Source organism: Paraburkholderia gardini (genome assembly GCF_907164545.1).
Lineage (GTDB): Bacteria > Pseudomonadota > Gammaproteobacteria > Burkholderiales > Burkholderiaceae > Paraburkholderia > Paraburkholderia gardini.
The window spans coordinates 48378-69655 of record NZ_CAJQZB010000023.1 but is presented as its reverse complement, the minus strand read 5'-3'; the positions used below and the strand labels follow the sequence as shown (position 1 = coordinate 69655).

Here is a 21278-nt window from a genome sequence, read left to right as displayed (position 1 = left end):
AACCATCCACGCGCACCCCATGACAGAAGCCCACCGACTGATCCCCATCACACCCGAAACGCACGATGTCGACATCGACCTCGTCTACGCCACGGACCGCAACCTGACCGGCAAGCCGATCTACAAGGCCGCGCATTGCCTGCTGCTTACGCCTGCCGAAGCGGGTTTGCGCAAAGCCGTCGGAATCGCGCGGACCGTCGGCCTGAAGCTGAGGATTTTCGACGCGTACCGGCCGCCGCAGGCGCAGCAGGTGCTGTGGGATTTCCTGCCCGATCCGGCTTATATCGCCGATCTTGGCCTCGGCTCGAATCACAGCCGCGGCACGGCGATCGATCTGACGCTGCTCGACGCGAGCGGCAACGCACTCGACATGGGCACCGGATTCGACGCGATGACCGTCGAATCCGGACACTTTCATCCCGGCCTGCCCGAGCATGTGCAGCGCAATCGCCTGCTGCTGCTGGGCGTGATGCATGCCGCGGGCTTCACGCACATCAAGAGCGAATGGTGGCATTACGAGCTGCCCGGTTCCCGTTCGCTGCGGCTGATCGATAACAGCGAGAGCGGCCCGTTGCGTCTCATGTAATGGATGCGGTTTCCAGCATCCGCAGTTCGCTTAAAGACTCTCCAACACTTCTCACGGAGCGAGTATGAAACTGGTCTTGCGCAATGCGCTGGCAGCGGCGACGGTGGCTTCTGTCCTCGCGGTGTCGGTTATGACGGCGGGTCCCGCGGCGGCCGCGACGCCGAAGGACATGTTTGTGATGGCCACGTTCCTCGACGAGTTCACCACGCTCGATCCGGGCGAGGTGTACGAACTGGTGCCCGAGGAGTACGTGGCGAATACCTACGACAGGCTCGTGCGCGTCGATCTGAAAGACCCGTCGAAATTCAACGGTGACGTAGCGCAGTCGTGGACGGTTAGCCCTGACGGCCTGACGTTCACGTTCAAGATTCGCCCGGGCCTGAAATTCCACTCGGGCAACCCGTTGAGCGCGGATGACGTCGCGTGGTCGATCCAGCGGACGGTTCTGCTCGACAAGGGTGCGGCGGCCGTGCTGCAAGGTATCGGCCTCACTAAAGACAACGCGCTTCGCAACGTGAAGAAGGTCGACGACTCCACCGTGAGCGTCACGACCGACCAGAAATATGCGCCGACGTTCGTGCTGAACGTGCTCGGCGCGTGGCCGGCATCGGTGCTGGACAAGCAGTTGCTGATGTCGCACCAGAAGGGCAATGACTTCGGCAACGACTGGCTGCGTACGAACGAGGCGGGGTCCGGCGCCTACAAGCTCGTGAAATGGACCGCGAACGACAGCATCGTGCTGCAGCGTTTTGACGGCTACCGAGTGCCGCTCGCGATGAAGCGCATCGTGCTGCGTCACGTGCCGGAGGCATCGAGCCAGCGTCTGCTGCTTGAAAACGGCGACGTCGACGTTGCGCGCAACCTGAGCCCGGACGATCTCGCCGCGCTGACGAAGTCGGGCAAGGCGCATACGAGCGCCGTGCCGCAGGCGACGTTGCTGTACCTCGGACTGAACGTCAAGAACCCGAATCTCGCGAAGCCGGAAGTCCAGGAAGCGATGAAATGGCTGATCGACTACAAGGGCATCCAGACCAACATCGCCAAGACGACGTACAAGGTGCACCAAACGTTCCTCCCCGAAGGCTTCCTCGGCGCGCTCAATTCGAATCCGTATCATCAGGACGTCGCGAAGGCGAAGGCGCTGCTTGCCAAGGCCGGCCTCCCCAACGGTTTCTCCGTGACGATGGACGTGCGCAACGGCTATCCGTACAGCGAAATCGCCGAAGCGGTGCAGGCGAATCTGGCGCAGGGCGGCATCAAGGTTCAGATCATCCCGGGCGACAACAAGCAGACGCTGGCGAAATACCGCTCGCGCTCGCATGACATTTATATCGGCGAATGGTCGGCGGATTACATCGATCCGCACAGCAACGCGCAGGGCTTCGCGTGGAATCCGGACAACTCCGACAAGTCGAGCTACAAGATGCTCGCGTGGCGCAATTCGTGGGACATCCCCGAACTGACCAGGGAAACGAACGCGGCGCTGGCCGAATCGTCGCCGACAAAGCGCGCTGAGATGTACCAGACGATGCAAAAGCAGATGCTGGCCCGCTCGCCGTTCGTGATCATGTTCCAGCAGGTTTCACAGGTGGCGGCGCGCCCGGGCGTGACGGGTCTTGAAGTGGGTCCGATCAACGACCTCGTGTCGTACCGGAACCTGAAGAAGCAGTAACGTATCGGGCGAAGGGGTACGAAGGCGAAGCCGCCGCGGCTTCGCCGGTTCGTTTCCTTTGCCTGGGGAATCCCTATGTCGACGCCTGCCACCACTCCCGCGCGCGTGCGTGCGCTTTCCGCGCGAAGCCCCGGTATCCGCTGGACGCTGCGCCTGTTGCGCTGGATCGTGACGCTCGTGATCACGTTCACGGGCCTGCTCGCGGTCACGTTCGTGATCGGCCGCAAGGTGCCGATCGATCCGGTGCTGGCGATTCTCGGCGATCGCGCGTCGGCGACCGCCTACGCGGCCGCGCGTCTTCAGCTTGGTCTGGACCGGCCGCTCGTGGTGCAGTTCCTGATCTATGCGCGTGATGTGCTGCATGGCAACTTCGGCATGTCGCTGCTGACCGCGCATCCCGTCATCGAAGACATCCGGCGCGTATTCCCGGCGACGCTCGAACTCGCGACGCTCTCGACGATACTCGGCGTGCTGGTCGGCGTGCCGCTCGGCGTGATCGCGGCCGTGCGTCATAACCGGTGGATCGATCACGTCGCGCGTTTCGTGGGTCTGGTGGGCAGTTCGGTGCCCGTATTCTGGCTCGGCCTGATGGGGCTGCTGCTGTTCTACGCGAAGCTGCACTGGGTGTCGGGGCCAGGGCGTATCGATCCGATGTTCGACGGGATGGTCGATACGCACACCGGCAGTTTGCTGATCGATTCGATCATCGCCGGCGAGTGGGACGTGTTCTTCAACGCGTTCTCGCACATCGCGCTGCCGGCGGCGATTCTCGGTTACTACTCCGTTGCGTATCTGAGCCGGATGACACGCTCGTTCATGCTCGAACAGCTGAGCCAGGAATACATCACGACCGCGCGCGCGAAAGGGCTGCCCGAGCGGCGCGTGATCTGGCGTCACGCGTTCGGCAATATCGCGGTGCCGCTTCTGACGGTGATCGCGCTCACGTACAGCTATCTGCTGGAAGGCTCGGTGCTGACCGAGATCGTCTTTGCGTGGCCCGGCATCGGGTCATACCTGACGGGCGCGCTGCTGAACGCCGACATGAACGCCGTGCTCGGCAGCACGCTCGTGATCGGCGCCACGTTCATCGCGCTCAACCTGCTCACGGACGCGCTGTATCGCGTGTTCGATCCGCGCGCCCGCTGATCCGCTGATGACCCGGAGATCCCTTTCGTGCCGCCGCCTTCCGATCACGCTACAGAAACCCCGGAATTTTCGATGAACGCTGCACCCCGACACTGGAAAAGCTGGCTGCTGACCGATACGCCGGCTTCCCGCAAGCAGGCCGCGCTCGGCCTCGCGTATCGACGCTGGCAGCGTTTTGCAGGCAATCCACTGTCGGTATTCGGCTTCGTGATTCTCGCGGTGCTGATCGTCATCGCGGCAATCGGCCCGCTGATCGCGCCACACGATCCGTTGCAGCAGGTGCTTTCCGACCGGCTCATGCCGCCGGGCTCCGCGTTCCACTGGTTCGGCACGGACCAGCTTGGGCGCGATATTCTCTCGCGCCTGGTTTACGGCTCGCGTCTCACGCTTTCGATTGCGATCCTGGTGGTGGTCATCGTCGTGCCGGTGGGCCTGATGATCGGCACCACCGCCGGTTTCTTCGGCGGCTGGGTCGATAACGTGCTGATGCGGATCACCGACGTCGCACTCGCGTTTCCGAAGATCGTGCTGGCACTGGCGTTCGCCGCCGCGCTCGGGCCGGGCGTCATCAACGCGGTGATCGCGATTTCGATTACCGCGTGGCCGGCGTATGCACGTCTTTCGCGTGCCGAGACGTTGCGGCTCGTCGAGGCCGATTTCATCCACGTTGCGCGTCTGCAGGGCGCGTCGCGGTTGCGCATCCTGTTGAGGTATATCGTGCCGCTGTGCTCGTCGTCGGTGATCGTTCGCGCGACGCTCGACATGGCCGGCATCATCCTGACCGTCGCCGGTCTCGGCTTTCTCGGGCTCGGCGCACAGCCGCCCGCGCCGGAGTGGGGCTTCATGGTCGCGTCGGGCCGCAACGTGCTGCTCGACGCGTGGTGGGTCGCGACGATTCCCGGCTTCGCGATCCTGCTGGTGAGCCTCGCGTTCAATCTGCTTGGAGACGGTCTGCGCGACGTCTTCGACCCGCATCATGGAAGCTGACATGCAATCCGGTACCACGCAGCCCCTGTGCGAAATCGACGATCTTCGCATCGGTTTTCGCGGGCACGACGGCACGCCGGTCGACGCCGTGCGCGGCCTGTCGCTGTCGCTCAGGCGCGGCGAGAGGCTTGGCATCGTCGGCGAATCGGGTTCCGGGAAATCGCTGACGGGGCGGGCGCTGCTCGGCCTCCTGCCGCCTGCCGCGCACTGCACCGCGAAGGCGCTCAGGTTCGACGGCGAGGACCTGCTGGCGATGTCCGCAGCGAAGCGCCGCAAGCTGTGCGGCCGGCAGATGGGCATGATCCTGCAGGACCCGAAATACTCGCTGAATCCGGTGATGACCGTCGCGCAGCAGATGGCCGAAGCGTTCGCGCTGCATGGCCCGAAGGTTTCCCGTCGCGAGATGCGCGGGAAGATCGTCGCCGCGCTCGAAGCGGTGCATATCCGCGCGCCCGAGCGTGTCGCCGATGCTTACCCGCACGAACTGTCGGGCGGCATGGGGCAGCGCGTGATGATCGCGATGATGGTGTCGTCCGGGCCGCGCCTTCTGGTTGCCGACGAACCGACCAGCGCGCTCGACGTGCTCGTCTCGATGCAGGTGCTCGGCATTCTCGACGAGATGATCGAAAAGCACGATACGGGGCTCCTTTTCATCAGTCACGACCTGCCGCTCGTGATGTCGTTCTGCGACCGCGTCGTGGTGATGTACGCGGGGCGCGTGGTGGAAACGTGCGCGGCGCGCGATCTCGTGCATGCACAGCACCCTTATACGCGCGGGCTGCTGGCAGCCAGTCCGCCACTCGTGAATCCGCCGGAAGAACTGGCGGTGCTGAAGCGCGACCCGGCGTGGCTCGCACAATCGCCGGGAGTGTTCGAATGATCGATGTCAGCGCCCTGACGGTCCGCTTCAAGACGAAGACCGGTTACTTCGACGCCGTGCGCGACGCGACCTTCCATGTGGGCGAAGGCGAAGTGTTCGGGATCGTCGGCGAATCGGGCTCGGGCAAGTCGACGATCCTGCGCGCGCTGACGGGTCTCGTGCCCGCTGTTTCGGGCACGATGAAGACCGGCGCGCATGTGTCCGGCGAAAAGGCTGGCCGCGCGTTTCGCCGCGACGTGCAGATGGTGTTTCAGGATCCGTACGGCTCGCTGCATCCGCGCTTCACCGTCGACCAGACCTTGCGCGAACCGCTGGCGATCAACGGCATCGACCGGCAGGACGACCGGATCGTCGCTGCGTTGCAGGAGGTGGGGCTCGGCGCGGCGTTCCGGTTTCGCTATCCGCATCAGCTTTCGGGCGGCCAGCGGCAACGCGTGGCGATCGCGCGGGCGCTGATTGTCGAGCCGCGCGTGCTGCTGCTCGACGAGCCGACGTCCGCGCTCGACGTATCTGTCCAGGCCGAAATTCTCAACCTGCTGCGACGGCTGCACCGCGAGCGCAACCTGACGATGATCCTCGTGAGCCACAATCTCGCGGTGATCGGCTTTCTCTGCTCGCGCGTGGCGGTGATGCGCAACGGCGAGATCGTCGAGGAACTGGGTATTGAAGCGATTCGCGCGCAGCAGGTGGACAACGATTACACGCGCAGCCTGCTGCTGGCGACGGGCGGTTACCAGCGCAAGGCCGTCGAGGCGATCGGCATGGACGCGGCGCTTTAGCGTTCCCTGGCGTCGCGCGCCTAGACCACGGCGCGCAACAGGGCAGCGGTTTCCTGCAACACCGGCAGCACGCGCGCGAGCGCTTCGCTGCCTGACTCCTTGCCTGTCTGCATGCTGACGCTGATCGCCCCGATCACGACGCCGTTGTGATTGCGCAGCGGCACCGCGACACCCCGCATGCCGACTTCGAGCTGTTCCTCCGACAACGCGTAGCCATACTGAAGCACCTGGTCGATCTGTGCTCGCAGGCGCGCCTTGTCGACGATCGTGTGCGGCGTGAACACCTTGGGTTCGTATCGTTCGAGGAATGCCGTCACGCGCTCGGGTGGCTGGTAGGCGAGCACGATCATGCCCGCCGACGAAAGCGGCGGAGCCGCCCGCGAGCCGAGCACGAAGCCGACTGTCGTGACCCGGCTGCTGCCGTTGCGCGCCACGTAGACGACGTCGTCGCCATCGAGCACCGCCAGCAATGCGCTTTCCTGCACGGCGGCGGTGATGCGCTGCAGGAAGGGCTGCGCGATACGCGGCAGACGTGCCGACGAGAACCAGGCCGTACCGAGACGTAGCACGCGCGGCGCGAGCCAGAAGAGCCGGCCGTCGGTCTCCGCGTAACCGGCCTCGGCGAGCGTCAGCAGGTAGCGGCGCGCGGCGGTGCGGGTCAGCCCGGTCAGCTCCGCGACGCCCGCCGGATTCATGCGGGGATGATCCTCATCGAACGCTTCAATGACAGCCAGCGCCTTCGTCGCACCTGCAATTCGGTCTTTGTCGTTCACGGTGCTGCTCCGTAGAAACCCGGGTTACGGGCGAAGTTCGCGCGCCGTGCGCGAATAGCGCGCATTTTATGCTGGGCGCCGTTGTCGTGCACGGGCCGAAAGCGTAATTTCCCGGCATGCGCTGCACGAACGCTAACCGTGCAGATTCATCTTCCCGCTCGAAGCACGGTCGAAGCAGCAGGCGAGGGAAGGTCATCCCAGATGTTCTACAGATTGCACGTCATGGATATTCAGGATTCGGATTCACGGGTTGCGCTGGTAACCGGCGGCATGGGCGGGATCGGCAAGGGCATCGCGCTTGCGCTCGCCGCGCGCGGCTTCGATGTCGTGGTCGCCGACCGCCGCATCGACCCGGCTCGCGCAGACGGATTGCGGACGGCGTTTCCCGCGTCCGCGCGCGTTGCTTTCGTCGAAGGCGATCTTGCCGATCTCGACGATCATCCGCGGTTCGTGAATGCGGCATTCGACACGTTCGGCCGTCTCGATGTGCTGGTGAACAACGCAGGGGTGTCGGTTTTATCGCGGGGCGATCTGCTGGACGTGTCGCCCGACAGTTACGACCTGAACTTCAGCGTGAACACGCGCGGCACGTTCTTTCTCACGCAGGCCGTCAGCCGCCGGATGCTCGAAGTGGAACCGGCCGGTGTGGAAAGCGCGCGGTCGATCATTTTCGTGTCGTCGTCGAATGCGGCGATCGCGGCGCCCGAGCGCGGCGAGTACGCCATGTCGAAGGCCGCCATCGCGATGACCTCGAAGCTTTACGCGCTCAGGCTTGCGGCGCACGGGATTGCGGTGTATGAAGTGCGACCAGGGCTGATCAGTACGCCGATGACGCAGGTCGCTCAGGAGCGCTTCGACAATCTGCTTGCCGGGGGCTTCACGCCGATCAACCGCTGGGGCATGCCGGAAGACGTCGGCCGCGCGGTGGCGACGCTGGCCGCCGGCGACCTGCCGTTCACGACAGGCACCGCGATTCAGGTGGATGGCGGCATGCATATCCACCATTACTGACCGGACGCGGAGCTTTAAGCGTGGTTTGGCTTTTGTTCTTGCTTTAGTTTTAGTTCTGGCTTTAGCTGACGTTGCAGTATGGAATCACCGTGGTTACATATCAATATGGGAGACAGAAATGGCTGGCAGCACGACCGAGCATGAGCCTCACGGCACACATCAGACACGAAAGGCGACCGCGAGCGGCTGGATTGGCTCCGCGCTCGAATACTACGACTTCTTCATCTATGCGACCGCGGCGGCACTGATTTTCCCGCAGCTGTTCTTTCCTTCGGGCAATCCGAAGATCGCGATCGTCGCTTCACTGGCGACGTATGGCGTGGGTTATGTCGCGCGACCCATCGGTGCGTTCTTCCTTGGACACTGGGGCGACACCAAAGGCCGCAAGAACGTGCTGCTGGTCTGCATGTTCATGATGGGCTTTTCGACGATGGCCGTGGGTCTGCTGCCGACTTACCATCAGGTCGGCATGCTTGCGCCGGTGCTGCTGGTCGTGCTGCGCCTGATCCAGGGCTTCGCGGTGGCTGGCGAGATTTCGGGCGCGAGCTCGATGATTCTCGAACACGCTCCGTTCGGGCGGCGCGGCTATTACGCGAGCTTTACGCTGCAGGGCGTGCAGGCCGGTCAGATTCTCGCGGCCGCTGTGTTCCTGCCGCTCGCGCGATTCATGCCTGAAGACGCGTTCAACGCGTGGGGCTGGCGCATTCCGTTTCTGCTGAGCGCACTGGTTCTGATCGCGGGCTACATCATCCGTCGCGACGTCAAGGAAACACCGGCTTTCGAGACCGAAGGTGGCGCACCGCGCGCGCCGATCATCGAGGCTTTCAAGTTCGGCTGGAAGGAGATGATCGCCGTCGCGTGCTGCTCGCTGATGAACGTCATTCCGGTGGTCGCGACGGTTTTCGGTGGGGCCTACGCAGTGCAACCGTCGTACGGGATCGGCTTTCCCAAGAGCGTTTATCTGTGGATTCCCGTGCTCGGCAACATCCTGGCCGTGCTCGTGATCCCGTATGTCGGCAACCTCTCCGACAAAATCGGCCGCCGGCCGCTCATCATCGGTGGCGCGCTGGGTTCAGGGCTGCTGTCGTTCGGCTATCTGTACGCCATCAGTATTCACAGTGTGCCGCTTGCGATCCTGATGTCGCTGCTCATGTGGGGCGTGGTCTATCAGGGGTACAACGCGATTTTCCCGAGCTTCTATCCGGAGCTTTTCCCGACGCGTTCGCGGGTTTCCGCGATGGCGATTGCGCAGAACATCGGCACGACGATTACCGCGTTGCTGCCGGCCCTGTTCGCAACCGTCGCGCCGCCGGGATCGACTAACGTTCCAGTGATGATCGGCTCGATCACGCTCGGCGTCACGGTCATCTCCGCGATCGCCGCATACAGCGTGAGGGAAACGTACCGGATTCACCTGAACGATCTGGGTGAACGAAGCGCCACGCCGGTCGACAAGCTCGACTACATGCGGCTGCGCGAGCAGACCCTGTCCGACGCAAAAATCGCCTGATTTCGGCGTTTTTTCGGGGCGATGGCATGTGATCCTCTACACTGTCCGCCGGATTTGGCTTGCAGGCTGCCGCTATCGGGCGGCAGCCTGCAACATCCGCTCACAGAATTGCCGTGCGACGTCTTTTACAATAGCGACGCATCTAACTGGAGGTTCATTTGAAATCTATCGTCGTCACACTCGCCGCCGCCGTTCTCGCTTCGACGGCTTTCATCGCAGCACCCGCCGTGGCGGGCACCACCGAAAAGCTTCCCTCGGGCGTGGTCGTCGAGCACCTGACAGCAGGTAATGGCGCGCAACCCAAGGCCACCGATGTCGTGACGGTCAATTATCGCGGCACGCTGGCGAACGGCACCGAGTTCGATGCTTCGTCGAAACACGGCGGCCCGGCGAGCTTCCCGCTGAACCGCGTGATTCCGTGCTGGACGGAAGGCGTGCAAAAGATGAAGGTCGGCGAAAAGGCAAAGCTTACGTGCCCGGCGGCAACCGCTTACGGCGACCGCGGTGTCGGCACGATTCCGCCGAACAGCGACCTGACGTTCGAAGTCGAGCTGATCAGCATCGGCAAGTAATGTTATCCGGCGCCCGGCCGCAACGGGCGGGCGCCGCTCTTTTCATCCGCATGCCGCAGCCGCCCGGTTGTGAATACGGTGGCACCATGAAATGGCGTCCACTGGTACTGTTCCTGTCGTCACGACGCGCGTAACCTGCCTTGCATCCATGCACTTCACGCATGGATTCAACCACGGGAAAACGCCCTATGACATCCGAAGAAAAAACGCAGATCAAACTGTTGTCGCCGGAAGATTTCGATGCGTGGTTGCCGCTGTGGCGCGGCTATCAGGCGTTCTATAAAACCGATATTCCCGCCGGAACCACGAAGCTCACGTGGGACCGGATTCTGGATCCCGCGGAGCCGGTATTCGGCGCGCTCGCGCTGCTCGATGGCCGGGCGGTTGGCATGGTGCACTGGATCATGCACCGGTCCTGCTGGACGGCTGGCGACTATTGCTACCTGCAGGACCTGTTCGTGGAAAGCGACGTGCGCGGTGCCGGAATCGGCCGGAAGCTGATCGAGGAAGTGTATGCAAGGGCGGCCGCGGCGCATTGCTCGCGCGTGTGGTGGCTGACGCACGAAACAAATCAGGACGCGATGCAACTGTACGACCGTATCGCGGACCGCTCGGGATTCGTGCAGTACCGCAAGATCCTGGCGTGAGCGCGTGAAGTGCTACCGGCATTTCCGCACGCGGGCGGCAGCGGCCAAATGTAAGCGAAAAAACTTTCAGTAACGATCTGGTAACCACAAATCGCGGCGATTCGCCTAACGTGGAGACTCTGAGTCACTCCATCCAGGCCAACATGATTCACAGCCCGAAAATGAATCGCGTCGCACTCCCGGCGGTCCTCGTCGCACTGGCACTCGGCGGCTGCGCGGTGGTGCCGCCGAGCGGCCCGAGCATCGTCGCGCTGCCGCGTAGCGGCGAGTCGCTCAACCAGTTCCAGCAGGACGATTACGCGTGCCGCGACTACGCGTTCCGCTCCAGCGACGCCGCCGCGGCGTCGCAGAACGCAACGGCGAACGGCGTGGGCAGCGCCGCGGTCGGCACGCTCGGCGGCGCTGCCGTGGGCGCGTTGCTGGGCGCGGCGGCGGGCAATCCTGGCGCCGGCGCGGCGATCGGCGCGGGCAGCGGCCTGCTGGTCGGCGGCGCGGCGGGAGCAAACGGCGCGCAGTATTCCGCGGCCGGTCTGCAGGCGCGTTACGACGCGGCCTACGCGCAGTGCATGACGTCCAAAGGCAACACCATCGCGCAGCCGCAGATGCCGGTCTACGCACCGCAACCGATGTACATGGCACCGCCGCCGCGCTACGTGGCGCCGCCGGTCATGTACGCCCCGTACCCGTACTACTGATCCCTGATTGAGCACGGTAATCGCGACGCACGCCGGTATTCCGTAACCGGCTGTAACCGCGGGTAGTCGCCGGACATTCCGGTCTTGATGTCGTGCCTTATCATGTTGGCTCTTCCCTGCTGACACATACAAGGCGAATCGACGCATGAAACCTCTAAGCCCAGCCGATGCGTTGACGTTTCCCGGTTCGCTTTTTTCTCCGGACGGACGCCTCGTGGCTTCGTACGATCTGGAAACGGGCGAGGACAGCATCGAGGGCTACCGGGCAGTGGCGTATCAGCCAGGGATTTTCAACGCCGGTATAAAGCGTTTCAGTATCGACTACCGCACGACACCCGACGTTCACGTCGTCAACGGAATGGGTGTGACGCTCGGCGATTCGATTATCGGGCTAACGGCGATGTCGGCCGTGAAGCACGCGTTCCCCGGCGTGAAGTTCACGCTCTACCGCCCAGGCCGCGCGCCTGCATTCGTGGAAGAACTGTATGCGCTCGCGGGACCTTTGCTGTCGGCGCGCATCATGCTGCCGTTTTCCCTGAGCGAAGTTCCCGACAGCGCCACCGTCATCGATGTCGGCAATCATCTCTTCTGGCCGGACTTCGCCGCACTGCCCATGATCGATTTTTTTCTGGGCGCGCTGGGCGTCGATGCATCGAGTGTCCCGTCGAGCCAGAAAGCAAACCGCTGGCTTGCCGGTGTATCGCTGCCGGCGTTGCCAGCTCAATGGCGGAACCAGCCATACGTCCTGTTCTGCGCGTCCGCGAGCACGCCGGTGCGCAGCATTCCCCGGCACGTTCGCGCGGATCTCGTTGACCGGTTGGTGCAGCGATACGATCTGCCGGTACTCGGATTTGGTCCGGTCGACCACGCACGTTATGTCGATGTGCAGTCCGCAGCCGTCGATACCGCGCATTTTCTCGCGCTGATCCGGGGCGCGCGCTGTGTGCTGACCTGCGACACAGCGGCCGTGCATGCCGCAGCGGGCTTCGATGTGCCCACGACCGCATTCTTTACGACGATCGAACCTGCGCTGCGCGTGCGCGATTATCCGGCGTGCCGCGCGGTCGAACTGTCGTTACCGCAACTGTGCGGTATCCACGCGAGCAATCAGGCGCGCGATATTGCGCTGATCGAGCGCGCTTATAGCGACTTGATGCGCGAGACGTTCCCGCTGCCTGATCTTGCAGGATGATTCAGTGTGGCAGCCATTCATGGCTTGCCACACTGAATGTCGGACCGAAACAGCGATATAGGGAGACTCGCATGCCCCGCACTGCATACCGCATCGCTGTGATCCCAGGTGACGGCATCGGCAAGGACGTGATGCCAGAAGCGTTGCGCGCGCTCGACGCGGTCAGCCGGCGCTTCGATATCGCGTTCGACTACCAGCATATCGAATGGGCACGCTGCGACTACTACGCGCGGCGCGGTCAGATGATGCCCGACGACTGGAAAGCGCAACTCGCGGCGCGCCTTTGATCGGGCGGAGTGGCACGGGTTGGCGTGCTCAGGCAGCGGAATCCAGTTCCTCGATCGCGTCGACCCGGTCCGGATAGAACGCGACGTGGTCCTTGATCGACGCGACCGCATCGTACGGATTCTCGTACGTCCATACCGAGTTGACCGAGCGCTCGCCGCCGAGCGGAATCGAGTAGTACGCGCATTCGCCCTTGTACGGGCAGTAAGTGGCGTGATCGGTGCGTTCGAGCAGCGTCATGTCCACGTCTTCCCTCGGGATATACAGCACAGCAGGATAGCTGGCCTCGCGCAGTTTCATCGCGCGACGCGTGTCGGCGAGCGTGCGGCCCGCGATGGAAACCACCACGCGCGTGGCGTTGCGCTCGATGGTGATCGGGTGATCGGGACCCGGAATTTTCACGGTGCGTGCGGGCTGCGTAGTGTTCGACATGTCGACCTCGTAAGGTGGATCAATCAGGATCAGGAGCTTGCATTAAAGCCGGCTGGCCGGCAGCGCGGTCGGGCATGCCGGCATGTGTCCCGCCGCGTGACAGAAGTGCGCGTTCCGTGAGCATAAAGCCGCTGCGGGATTCTCGCTGACGGCCGGGTTGGACCGTCAGCGCGCGCACGCTGTCACCGCCAGGATGGCGCGGCTTCAGCCCGCGGTCTTGCCGCCGTCGACGGTCAGGATCTGGCCCGTCACGAACGATGCCGCTTCCGACGCGAGAAACACAATCGCGCGGGCCACATCGTCGGGCTTGCCGACCCGTCCGAGCGGCACGGTCGAAGCGAGCGCCGCCTTGCGTTCGGCCGTGCCGGTGAAGCGGTCGAGCATGCCGGTATCGGTGGGACCCGGCGCGACCGCATTGACACGCACGCCCGCGCCGGCCGTTTCCAGCGCCGCCGACTTCGTCATGCCTTCGACGGCGTGCTTGCTGCCCGCGTACACGGATGCAAAGGCAGCGCCCTCGTGACCGTACGTCGACGACACGTTCACGATGCTGCCGCGCTTCTGCTCGAGCATCACGCGCAGTTCGTGCTTCATGCTGAGCAGCGTACCCAGAACGTTGGTGTCGAATGTCGCGGCGTAGCTCTCCGCGTTCTGGCTGGTAATCGGGCCGGGCGTGCCTTCCGTGCCGGCGTTGTTGACGGCGGCATCGATACCGCCGAAGCGCGAAACCGTGGCATCGACGAGGCTCGCGACTTCTTCGTCACGGCGAACGTCGGCCTGGATGAAGACGGCATCGGCGCCGCGTTCGCGCAGTTCTGCTTCGAGCGCTTTGCCTTCCGCTTCGCGGCGGCCCGAGATGACGAGTTTCGCGCCGCTGTCGGCAAACGCGAAGGCGGTGGCGCGGCCGATTCCGGTCAGTGCGCCTGTGATCAAAACGACGGGTTTGCTCATTTTGGATCCCTTTCTGGCATAGATGAAATGCATGATGGTGGTGTGCCAGCAGCCGGCGGGACGAAGTGCGCTGTTTGTCTTTTGCCGCTGCCTTGAAGCGTAATCTAGCTGGTTATCATGGCAGTGGAAAAGACTTTCCAGGCTTGTGGTCATGCCTTTGAGGCATGGTCGACGCTGGTGGCGCGCGGGAGGGGGTTTGCGGCAGCCGGGCCGGAATGGCAGCTGCGGCATGAACAGCCTGGCCGAAACTGAAAGCATGTCTTCGCGGCTAGTGCAGGGATGTGGCTTTACAACTGCGTGGGTAATGAACCGACGCGAATGCGTCTCTGAAGGTCTCGGGGGCGACCCGATATGGATGGGGGGAGCGGTCCGGCACTACAGCGTGAAAACACCCGTAAGGCTGAATTTACCAGCGTGGGCGCTTCATCCCGTTACCCTGCTCCCACGCAGCCAGTTAATGCTCGCGAAGAGCAGCACTGCGAACACGATCAGCATCGTCGCCACGGCGAGGATCGACGGGTCGATCGAGTCGCGAATGCCGCTCCACATCTGTCGCGGCACGGTTGTTTGATCCGGGCCGCCGATGAACAGAATGACGATCACTTCGTCGAACGAGGTCGCGAAGGCGAAGACGCTGCCGGTCGCGACCGCCGGCGTGATGAGCGGCAAGATCACGCGCCTGAATGTGATCCAGGGCGTCGCGCCGAGCCCGGAAGCGGCGCGCAACAGACTCTGATCGAACGAAAGCAGGGATGCCGTCACGGTGATCACGACGAATGGCGTGCCGAGCGCCGCATGCGCCAGCACCACGCCGGGATACGAGTTCACGAGGCCGAGCGGCGCGAAGATCAGATAAAAGCCCGCGGCCACGACGACGATCGGCACGATCATCGGCGAGATGATGATCGGCATGATCAGCGAGCGCAGCGGAAACTGCGCGCGCGAAATGCCCAGCGCGGCGAGCGTACCGAGACACGTGGCGATCAGCGTCGATGCCGAGCCGATGCCGATGCTGTTCAGCAGCGCCCGTTGCCAGTCCGGGCTCGTGAGCGCCTGCTCATACCAGCGCAGCGAAAAGCCCTGCAACGGGTAGGAGAAGTACGATCCCGAATTGAACGAGAGCGGGATGATCGCGAGAATCGGCGCAATCAGGAAGAACAGCACAAGCGCTGCATGCAGCCATACCCAGCGCGCGGCGATGCGTTCCGTCAGTACTCTGTTGCGTTGACCCTGCATGTCGTTCCTTCGTCGCGTCCGCGTGTTTCGACCTGGTTTCAGCCGTGATTCAACCGAAGCGCAGGCGGTCGATGCCGACGATGCGGTTGAACAGGAAATAGAAGATCGCCGTGAAGATCACGAGATACGCCGAGAGCGCACCGGCGAGGCCCCAGTTCAGTTGCGTGTTGGTCTGTATCGCGATGAGCTGACTGATCATCTCGTCGCCGGCGCCGCCGAGCAGCGCGGGCGTGATGTAGTAGCCGAGCGCGAGCACGAACACGAGGAAGCAGCCCGCACCCACGCCCGGCAGCGTCTGTGGAATGTAGACCCGCACGAACGCGGTGAACGGGTGCGCTCCAAGCGATTGCGCGGCCCGTACGTACACGGGCGATACGCTTTTCATCACCGAGTAGATCGCGAGAATCATGTAAGGCAGGAGTACGTGTGTCATGCCGATGAGCACGCCCGTGCGGTTGAAGATGAGCGGCAGCGGATGCGTGGCGAGCCCGAGACCCATCAGCAGGCTGTTGATGACGCCGCCCGGTTGCAGCAGAACGTACCATGCGGTCGTGCGCACGAGCAGCGAAGTCCAGAACGGCACGATCACGAGAAGCATCAGCCGGTTGCTGCTTTTCGCAGGCAGATTCGCGAGCAGCCAGGCGACCGGATAGCCGAGCACGAGGCACAGCAGCGTGACGGTCGCGCTGATCGAGATGGTGCGGGCGAACGCCTGCCGATAGACGGAAGCGTTGTCCGGTACGAACGCGACTGAGCCTTGTGGTGTCACTTGCGCATCGACGGCGGCGAGCAGAAAGTCCGGTGTCGGCGACGCGGCGGCCCGCTTCAGCAGGCGCCACGTCTCCGGCGAATTCCAGCGTTCATCGAGTTCAACGAGCGCCGGTTTCCACGCGGGCGGTGCATCGGTGGGCAACTGGCGCGCGGTGCGTATCAACAGGCTGCGGAACCCGGCCTGAGCGAAGTTCAGCCGCCGCGCGACAGTGCCGAGCTGCCCGCTTTGCTGCGCCTCCCGGAGCCCCGTGGCGAGCAGGGCGAACGTGCGCTCGTCCGGCACGCCGCGTCCATCCCACGCATCGAGCGCGCGCGTGAGCGCGGGCATGCTGTCGGACACTTCGCGATTCTCCACGCTGCGCGCGAGCAGGAGCGCGATCGGCGCGATGAACGTCGAAAGCAGAAACACAAGTAGCGGCAGTGCAAGCAACAGAGCCTGCATCGATGCGCGTCGGTGTGCCTTCTGAAACGACGCGCGGCCGTCGGCTCTCATCGGAGAGCCCGGGCCCCTGGTGGGGGCCGAAGCGGGCATGTGAGTAGTCAAGTTGGGCTCTCGTCGGACGAAGGTGTTACTGCGTCAGCCACACCTGGAAGCGCTTGTTGATCTGGTCCGCGTTGTCGGCCCAGAAGTTCGCGTTGATCTGTAACGCGCGCTTGAAGTTTTCGGGCGAGGTCGGCAGATCGGCGAGGCGCTGCTTGTCGATGAGCGCGATCGCGTCCTTGCGCGGCGGAGCATAGGCGATGTACTTCGACAGGTCCGCATAGGCCTTTGGCTGCGAGGCAGAGACGATGAATTTCATTGCGGCGTCGGTGTGCTTCGCGCCCGTCGGCACACCCCACCAGTCGTAGTCATAGACCTGCGCGTCCCAGACGGCCTTGAACGGCTTGTTGTCCTTCTTCGCGGCGTCGTCGATGCGGCCGTTGTAGGCCTGCGTCATCACGACCGCGCCGTCCGCGAGCAGCTGCGGCGCCTGCGCACCCGACTCCCACCACACGATATTCTGCTTGATCGTGTCGAGCTTTTTGAACGCGCGATCCACGCCCGCGGGCGTGCCCAGCACCTTGTAGACATCCTTCGGGTCGACGCCGTCGGCGATCAGCGCCCATTCCATCGTCACCTTCGGCGACTTGCGCAGGCCGCGCTTGCCGGGGAATTTCTTCAGATCGAAGAAGTCATTGACGGTCGTTGGCGCGGTCTTGAGCTTGCTCGCATCGTAGGCATAGATCGTCGACCAGACCATGCTCGCAACCGCGCAATCGCTGATCGAGCCGGGGATGAAATCGCTCGTCTTGCCGATCGTCTTCCTGTCGAACTTCTGCAGGAGACCTTCGTCGCAGGCGGTGATCGCGTCGTTCGTCTCGAGGTCGATCAGGTCCCACGTGGTGTTTTTCGCCTGCTCCATCGCGGAGAGTTTCGCGAGGCCGCCGTCATACGATTCGGTCGAGAAGCCGATGCCCGTGGCCTGCGTGAACGGTTCGAAATAGGCCTTTCTGGCCGCAGCTTCATACGCGCCGCCGAAGGTCACGACGGAAAGCGTCTCCGCTGCCTGCGTGGTCACGGTGGTGAATGCGGTTGCGGCGAGTACAGCGAGGGCGGCGCTTTGTGCTTTGATGTGGGTGCGCATGTCAGTTGGCTCCTGCAGGTGCGGTCGTGATGAGGGAAGGTGAGGGCGGCGTGGATACGTGAAGCGTGGGCGCGCTGCGTGGCACGCTCATCGCGAGAATCTTGCAGTCATCGTGGCGCCAGGCGATCTCGATCGTGCTGCCGGGCGAGGGCAGCGCATGGCGCTGCGTATTAGGCACTTTCACGACGAAGGAATCGCGCGAACCGAGCGCGAGATGCACGCGATGATGATCGCCGCAGTACACCAGTTCCTCGACGCGTGCGCGCACCACGTTGCTGTGTTCGTCGACGTGCGCGCCTTCGGCGCTCGGGATATGCGCACGTTCGGGGCGCAGCGCGAGCATCGCTTCGTCGCCCGCGCGCAGGCCGGGTTCGCAACGGCCACGAATCACGCTGCCGTCCGAAAGCGCGAGCGTCGCCCAGTCCTCACCCGCATTGACGACGCGTCCAGTCAGCCCGTTGTTCTCGCCGACGAAGTTCGCGACGAACGCGTTCTGCGCGTTCTCATAGAGTTCGCTTGGTGTCGCGACCTGCTGGATACGGCCATCGGAGAACACGGCCACGCGATCCGACATGGTTAGCGCTTCGGCCTGGTCGTGCGTCACGTAGACGACCGTGAGCGACAGTTCGCGATGCAGACGCATGATTTCGTATTGCATGGTTTCGCGCAGGTGTTTGTCGAGCGCGCCGAGCGGTTCGTCCATCAACACGACGCTCGGCTCGAACACGAGCGCGCGCGCGAGCGCCACGCGCTGCTGCTGCCCGCCGGAGAGCTGCGCGGGCCGCCGGTTCGCCAGATGCGGCAGTTCGATCATCTCGAGCGCGCGCTTCACGCGCATCTTCTGTTCGGCGCGGCTTACGTGTCGAACAGAGAGCGGAAACGCGACGTTTTCCGCAATCGTCAGATGCGGAAAGAGCGCGTAGTTCTGAAACACCATGCCGATGTCGCGCTGATGCGGAGGCTTGTCGTCGAGCCGCCGTCCGTCGAGGCGTATCTCGCCGTGCGTGGGCGATTCGAATCCCGCGAGCATCATGAGCGTCGTCGTCTTGCCCGAACCGGATGGACCCAGCAGCGACAGGAATTCTCCCTTGCGCACGTCGAGGTTCAGGCCATCGACGACGTATTGCGCGCCGTCGTACGACTTGCTCACGCCCGAGAATGAGATGAAGGAAGGGTTCGACATCGTGATCGCGTCCTGTTTACGGTGCGTCGTAATCAATGCGTGGGGGGTTGCATCGCGACGAGTTTGCTGGCGACATAGCGCGCGAAGTCATAGTTGGGACGTTCGAGAGGGCTCAAGTGTCCGGGCTTCGCGAGCGGCGCGTGCACGCCGCGAAAGACGGTTTCCACGCCGCGTTTGTCTTCCGCGTTCACTTCGTCGAGCAGCTTCTTCAACGTCGTCATGTGCGCGTTGGCTTCAGGATCCGCGATGAACTCCGGCGCAAGCCCGCCGCCGAAGCGGATATGCACGCGGTCCACGCCTTGAGGCTGCAGCACGAGATACCAGAAGTAACCCGGCGTGAGCGTGACGAGATGCGTCGGGTAGATCGCGAGCAACGCCGTGGTCTTGCGCCAGTGTCCCGTGAGACGCGAGTTGTCCGGATGCGCGTTGCCGATGGGCAAGGACGCTTCCTTCGTGATCCAGTGATAGTTAAAGGCTGGGTGGCCCGGCGGGCATTCCATTTCATCGAGTCGCGAATGAGGTCCTACTGTCGCGCGATGCAGCATGGGCAGGTGATAGCTTTCCATGAAGTTTTCCGCGAGGATCTTCCAGTTCGTGTCCCACACGTGCTCCTCATGGAACGTTTCGATGTAGTCCGACATGCCGTACGCGCCGATGAGTTCGCCCAGCGCGGCGAGTTGCGTCTGCACAGACGGCGCGTTTTCGTCGAGCGTCACGTAAAGCCAGCCCTGCCATTCTTCGCAGCGCACGGCGGGCAGCCGGTAGCTTTCCTTGCAGAAGCCCTCTTGCCGGTCCATGAGCGGCGCGCCTTGCAGCGCGCCGTCCAGCGAATAGTTCCACGCGTGATACGGGCAGACGATGCGACGCACGTTGCCGCGTCCTTCAAGCAGCACCGACATGCGATGCAGGCACACGTTCGACATCGCCTTCAGCTGCATCTGTTCGTCGCGCAGGATGACGACCGGTTGCGCGCCAATGCGCGCCGTCATGTAATCGCCGGGCGCCTTGAGCGCACTTGCGCGGCCAATGCATTGCCATTCACGCTCGAAGATAGCGCGCTCCTCGAGCGCAAGGAATTCGGGCGACGTATAGACACCAGGCGGCATCGCATGCGCATCGCTGAATGGTCGTTCGCAACCCGTCTGTAGCGCGTCAACAAGCGCTTGCACTGCGATCGTCCCTGCTGGACTGGCCATGCGTCCTCCTTGATTTCTCACGGTGGGAACGCCAACGCCAGGTATTGCAGCGTAGCGCTCAACATGGACACCAATCTATCAAGCCAAATTGCAAGCCAGAATATTGTTTTTAGATACAAAGCAAAGTTTTTACCTATGCAGCGCGCGCAGGCCTGGTGCAGACGATTGCGTCTTGCCTGATCATGCGTCGATATGCAGCCGCTGGATATAGGTTTCGCAGAACGACGCGAAGCGCTGCACGACCTGGCGCGGCTTCATCGTTCGCGATTGCGCGATGCCGAGCATCGTTGCGTTGACGTTGTCCTTGAAGCGCCTGATGACGAACTCTTCCCCATCCACGGTGCGATTCGATTTAAGCGGAAAGTTCAGGATGCTATAGCCGAGGCCATTGGCCACCATGCCGCGCACGACCTCTGGCTGCCATGAACGAAAGGCCGGTACGGGGCGGCTGCCCACCGCATCGAAGAGTGCGGCGAAATACTCGCGGCTGTGCGGCAGATCGAGCATCACGTACGGCTCGGGGAGGAGATCCGCGAGCGATACCTTGCGGGCGCGCGCGAGACGATGCGTCTTCGGCAGGATCGCATACGGCGGCAGCGAGAGCAGCGGCGTGAAGGCGATGTCCTCCGTCAGGTCGAGGCTGTAGGTGAGAACGATGTCGAGCGAGCCGTCGTGCAGGCCGCGCAAGAGACCATCCTGATTCGCCTCGACAGTGCGAAACGAGATGCCTGCGTGCTCGTCCGTGAAGCGGCTGATGAGCCCCGGCATGAGCGGCGGCGCGAGCGACACGAGGCAGCCGAGCGTGATGGTGCCCGTCATGCCGCCGTCCATTTCCTTGGCGGTCGTCTGCAATTCCTCCGCCATCTTCAGCAGATTGCGCGCCTGCCCGAGCAGATCGCGTCCGGCCTGCGTGAGCGACAGACCGCTCGCGTGATGTCGTATGAAGAGTTGCACGCCGAACGACACTTCGAGGTCTGCGAGCGCCGTCGAAATCGATGGCTGCGAGATGTGCAGACGCTTCGCGGCGGCAGTGAAGGACAGCGCTTCCGCAGTGACCACGAAATAACGCAACTGTCGCAACGAGTACCGCAACAGGTGACTTTCCATCGACGACGCTCCATGTTCAAGGCCTTCATTGGACCGCATTGA

Annotated in this window: 21 protein-coding genes and 1 pseudogene; 13 read left to right on the top strand and 9 right to left on the bottom strand. The window is 63.3% G+C overall.

Annotated elements, in window-relative coordinates; all coding sequences use genetic code 11:
- The first annotated feature begins 19 nt into the window (after positions 1–19).
- The 6 genes from ddpX to LPA37_RS16965 all read left to right on the top strand — a co-directional run bounded on the left by ddpX (position 20) and on the right by LPA37_RS16965 (position 6050).
- Entirely contained in the window at positions 20–586 is a 567-nt protein-coding gene (ddpX, locus tag LPA37_RS16990) for a D-alanyl-D-alanine dipeptidase (RefSeq protein ID WP_229013169.1), read from the top strand.
- Between the two features lie 64 nt (positions 587–650).
- Complete coding sequence (locus LPA37_RS16985) at positions 651–2258, top strand: ABC transporter substrate-binding protein (RefSeq protein ID WP_229013168.1); 1608 nt, start codon at positions 651–653, stop codon at positions 2256–2258.
- A gap of 75 nt (positions 2259–2333) precedes the next feature.
- On the top strand, positions 2334–3404 hold the full coding sequence (locus tag LPA37_RS16980; RefSeq protein WP_228979428.1) for an ABC transporter permease: 1071 nt from the start codon (positions 2334–2336) through the stop codon (positions 3402–3404).
- A 72-nt stretch (positions 3405–3476) separates the two neighbouring features.
- Complete coding sequence (nikC, locus tag LPA37_RS16975; protein WP_228979426.1) at positions 3477–4391, top strand: nickel transporter permease; 915 nt, start codon at positions 3477–3479, stop codon at positions 4389–4391.
- A gap of 1 nt (position 4392) precedes the next feature.
- Positions 4393–5271 (top strand): ABC transporter ATP-binding protein, encoded by an 879-nt coding sequence (locus tag LPA37_RS16970; RefSeq protein WP_229013167.1) that lies wholly within the window; start codon positions 4393–4395, stop codon positions 5269–5271.
- A complete protein-coding gene (locus LPA37_RS16965) occupies positions 5268–6050 on the top strand; it encodes an ABC transporter ATP-binding protein (protein ID WP_228979423.1) in 783 nt (260 codons plus the stop codon). Before LPA37_RS16970 ends, LPA37_RS16965 begins: the two co-directional genes overlap by 4 nt.
- A 20-nt stretch (positions 6051–6070) precedes the next feature.
- On the opposite strand, the gene LPA37_RS16960 is transcribed toward LPA37_RS16965, so the two are convergent.
- Positions 6071–6823: an IclR family transcriptional regulator domain-containing protein gene (locus LPA37_RS16960; protein ID WP_228979421.1), complete on the bottom strand. Its 753-nt coding sequence runs from the start codon at positions 6821–6823 to the stop codon at positions 6071–6073.
- A gap of 201 nt (positions 6824–7024) precedes the next feature.
- On the opposite strand from LPA37_RS16960, the gene LPA37_RS16955 reads away from it, so the two are divergent.
- The 7 genes and pseudogenes from LPA37_RS16955 to LPA37_RS16925 all read left to right on the top strand — a co-directional run.
- Positions 7025–7834: a 3-ketoacyl-ACP reductase gene (locus LPA37_RS16955; protein ID WP_229013166.1), complete on the top strand. Its 810-nt coding sequence runs from the start codon at positions 7025–7027 to the stop codon at positions 7832–7834.
- Positions 7835–7952: 118 nt separating this feature from the next.
- Complete coding sequence (locus LPA37_RS16950; protein ID WP_228979418.1) at positions 7953–9344, top strand: MFS transporter; 1392 nt, start codon at positions 7953–7955, stop codon at positions 9342–9344.
- Positions 9345–9502: 158 nt separating this feature from the next.
- Positions 9503–9916, top strand: coding sequence for an FKBP-type peptidyl-prolyl cis-trans isomerase (locus tag LPA37_RS16945; protein WP_229013165.1), 414 nt, complete (start codon positions 9503–9505; stop codon positions 9914–9916).
- Positions 9917–10104: 188 nt separating this feature from the next.
- On the top strand, positions 10105–10563 hold the full coding sequence (locus LPA37_RS16940; RefSeq protein WP_229013164.1) for a GNAT family N-acetyltransferase: 459 nt from the start codon (positions 10105–10107) through the stop codon (positions 10561–10563).
- A gap of 143 nt (positions 10564–10706) precedes the next feature.
- Entirely contained in the window at positions 10707–11258 is a 552-nt protein-coding gene (locus LPA37_RS16935; RefSeq protein WP_228979508.1) for a glycine zipper family protein, read from the top strand.
- A gap of 145 nt (positions 11259–11403) precedes the next feature.
- On the top strand, positions 11404–12450 hold the full coding sequence (locus LPA37_RS16930; protein WP_229013163.1) for a glycosyltransferase family 9 protein: 1047 nt from the start codon (positions 11404–11406) through the stop codon (positions 12448–12450).
- 71 nt (positions 12451–12521) lie between these two features.
- Positions 12522–12725, top strand: a pseudogene (locus tag LPA37_RS16925) (isocitrate/isopropylmalate family dehydrogenase); the annotation flags it as partial.
- A gap of 40 nt (positions 12726–12765) precedes the next feature.
- On the opposite strand, the gene LPA37_RS16920 reads toward LPA37_RS16925, so the two are convergent.
- From LPA37_RS16920 to LPA37_RS16885, 8 genes are all read right to left on the bottom strand, one after another.
- Positions 12766–13167, bottom strand: coding sequence for a DUF427 domain-containing protein (locus LPA37_RS16920; RefSeq protein ID WP_229013162.1), 402 nt, complete (start codon positions 13165–13167; stop codon positions 12766–12768).
- A gap of 204 nt (positions 13168–13371) precedes the next feature.
- Entirely contained in the window at positions 13372–14118 is a 747-nt protein-coding gene (locus tag LPA37_RS16915; protein WP_228979410.1) for an SDR family NAD(P)-dependent oxidoreductase, read from the bottom strand.
- Between the two features lie 423 nt (positions 14119–14541).
- Positions 14542–15354 carry an ABC transporter permease gene (locus LPA37_RS16910; protein WP_229013161.1) on the bottom strand — a complete coding sequence of 271 codons (813 nt, stop codon included), beginning with the start codon at positions 15352–15354 and terminating at the stop codon, positions 14542–14544.
- A gap of 49 nt (positions 15355–15403) precedes the next feature.
- The gene (locus LPA37_RS16905) at positions 15404–16657 is read right to left on the bottom strand and encodes an ABC transporter permease (RefSeq protein WP_229013191.1); all 1254 of its coding nucleotides are present in this window, start codon (positions 16655–16657) and stop codon (positions 15404–15406) included.
- A gap of 37 nt (positions 16658–16694) precedes the next feature.
- Entirely contained in the window at positions 16695–17750 is a 1056-nt protein-coding gene (locus LPA37_RS16900; RefSeq protein WP_229013160.1) for an ABC transporter substrate-binding protein, read from the bottom strand.
- A 1-nt stretch (position 17751) separates the two neighbouring features.
- Positions 17752–18933: an ABC transporter ATP-binding protein gene (locus tag LPA37_RS16895; protein WP_229013159.1), complete on the bottom strand. Its 1182-nt coding sequence runs from the start codon at positions 18931–18933 to the stop codon at positions 17752–17754.
- 32 nt (positions 18934–18965) lie between these two features.
- Positions 18966–20129, bottom strand: coding sequence for an aromatic ring-hydroxylating oxygenase subunit alpha (locus LPA37_RS16890; RefSeq protein WP_229013158.1), 1164 nt, complete (start codon positions 20127–20129; stop codon positions 18966–18968).
- A gap of 180 nt (positions 20130–20309) precedes the next feature.
- Positions 20310–21236, bottom strand: coding sequence for a LysR family transcriptional regulator (locus LPA37_RS16885; protein WP_228979403.1), 927 nt, complete (start codon positions 21234–21236; stop codon positions 20310–20312).
- Between the last annotated feature and the right edge of the window lie 42 nt (positions 21237–21278).

What these genes read in the sequence shown, in the direction of transcription:
- ddpX (WP_229013169.1), top strand. Translation starts at nt 20, where the DNA reads ATGACAGAAGCCCACCGACTGATCCCCATCACACCCGAAACGCACGAT.
- LPA37_RS16985 (WP_229013168.1), top strand. Translation starts at nt 651, where the DNA reads ATGAAACTGGTCTTGCGCAATGCGCTGGCAGCGGCGACGGTGGCTTCT.
- LPA37_RS16980 (WP_228979428.1), top strand. Translation starts at nt 2,334, where the DNA reads ATGTCGACGCCTGCCACCACTCCCGCGCGCGTGCGTGCGCTTTCCGCG.
- nikC (WP_228979426.1), top strand. Translation starts at nt 3,477, where the DNA reads ATGAACGCTGCACCCCGACACTGGAAAAGCTGGCTGCTGACCGATACG.
- LPA37_RS16970 (WP_229013167.1), top strand. Translation starts at nt 4,393, where the DNA reads ATGCAATCCGGTACCACGCAGCCCCTGTGCGAAATCGACGATCTTCGC.
- LPA37_RS16965 (WP_228979423.1), top strand. Translation starts at nt 5,268, where the DNA reads ATGATCGATGTCAGCGCCCTGACGGTCCGCTTCAAGACGAAGACCGGT.
- LPA37_RS16955 (WP_229013166.1), top strand. Translation starts at nt 7,025, where the DNA reads ATGTTCTACAGATTGCACGTCATGGATATTCAGGATTCGGATTCACGG.
- LPA37_RS16950 (WP_228979418.1), top strand. Translation starts at nt 7,953, where the DNA reads ATGGCTGGCAGCACGACCGAGCATGAGCCTCACGGCACACATCAGACA.
- LPA37_RS16940 (WP_229013164.1), top strand. Translation starts at nt 10,105, where the DNA reads ATGACATCCGAAGAAAAAACGCAGATCAAACTGTTGTCGCCGGAAGAT.
- LPA37_RS16935 (WP_228979508.1), top strand. Translation starts at nt 10,707, where the DNA reads ATGATTCACAGCCCGAAAATGAATCGCGTCGCACTCCCGGCGGTCCTC.
- LPA37_RS16930 (WP_229013163.1), top strand. Translation starts at nt 11,404, where the DNA reads ATGAAACCTCTAAGCCCAGCCGATGCGTTGACGTTTCCCGGTTCGCTT.
- LPA37_RS16920 (WP_229013162.1), bottom strand. Translation starts at nt 13,167, where the DNA reads ATGTCGAACACTACGCAGCCCGCACGCACCGTGAAAATTCCGGGTCCC.
- LPA37_RS16915 (WP_228979410.1), bottom strand. Translation starts at nt 14,118, where the DNA reads ATGAGCAAACCCGTCGTTTTGATCACAGGCGCACTGACCGGAATCGGC.
- LPA37_RS16910 (WP_229013161.1), bottom strand. Translation starts at nt 15,354, where the DNA reads ATGCAGGGTCAACGCAACAGAGTACTGACGGAACGCATCGCCGCGCGC.
- LPA37_RS16905 (WP_229013191.1), bottom strand. Translation starts at nt 16,657, where the DNA reads ATGCCCGCTTCGGCCCCCACCAGGGGCCCGGGCTCTCCGATGAGAGCC.
- LPA37_RS16900 (WP_229013160.1), bottom strand. Translation starts at nt 17,750, where the DNA reads ATGCGCACCCACATCAAAGCACAAAGCGCCGCCCTCGCTGTACTCGCC.
- LPA37_RS16895 (WP_229013159.1), bottom strand. Translation starts at nt 18,933, where the DNA reads ATGTCGAACCCTTCCTTCATCTCATTCTCGGGCGTGAGCAAGTCGTAC.
- LPA37_RS16890 (WP_229013158.1), bottom strand. Translation starts at nt 20,129, where the DNA reads ATGGCCAGTCCAGCAGGGACGATCGCAGTGCAAGCGCTTGTTGACGCG.
- LPA37_RS16885 (WP_228979403.1), bottom strand. Translation starts at nt 21,236, where the DNA reads ATGGAAAGTCACCTGTTGCGGTACTCGTTGCGACAGTTGCGTTATTTC.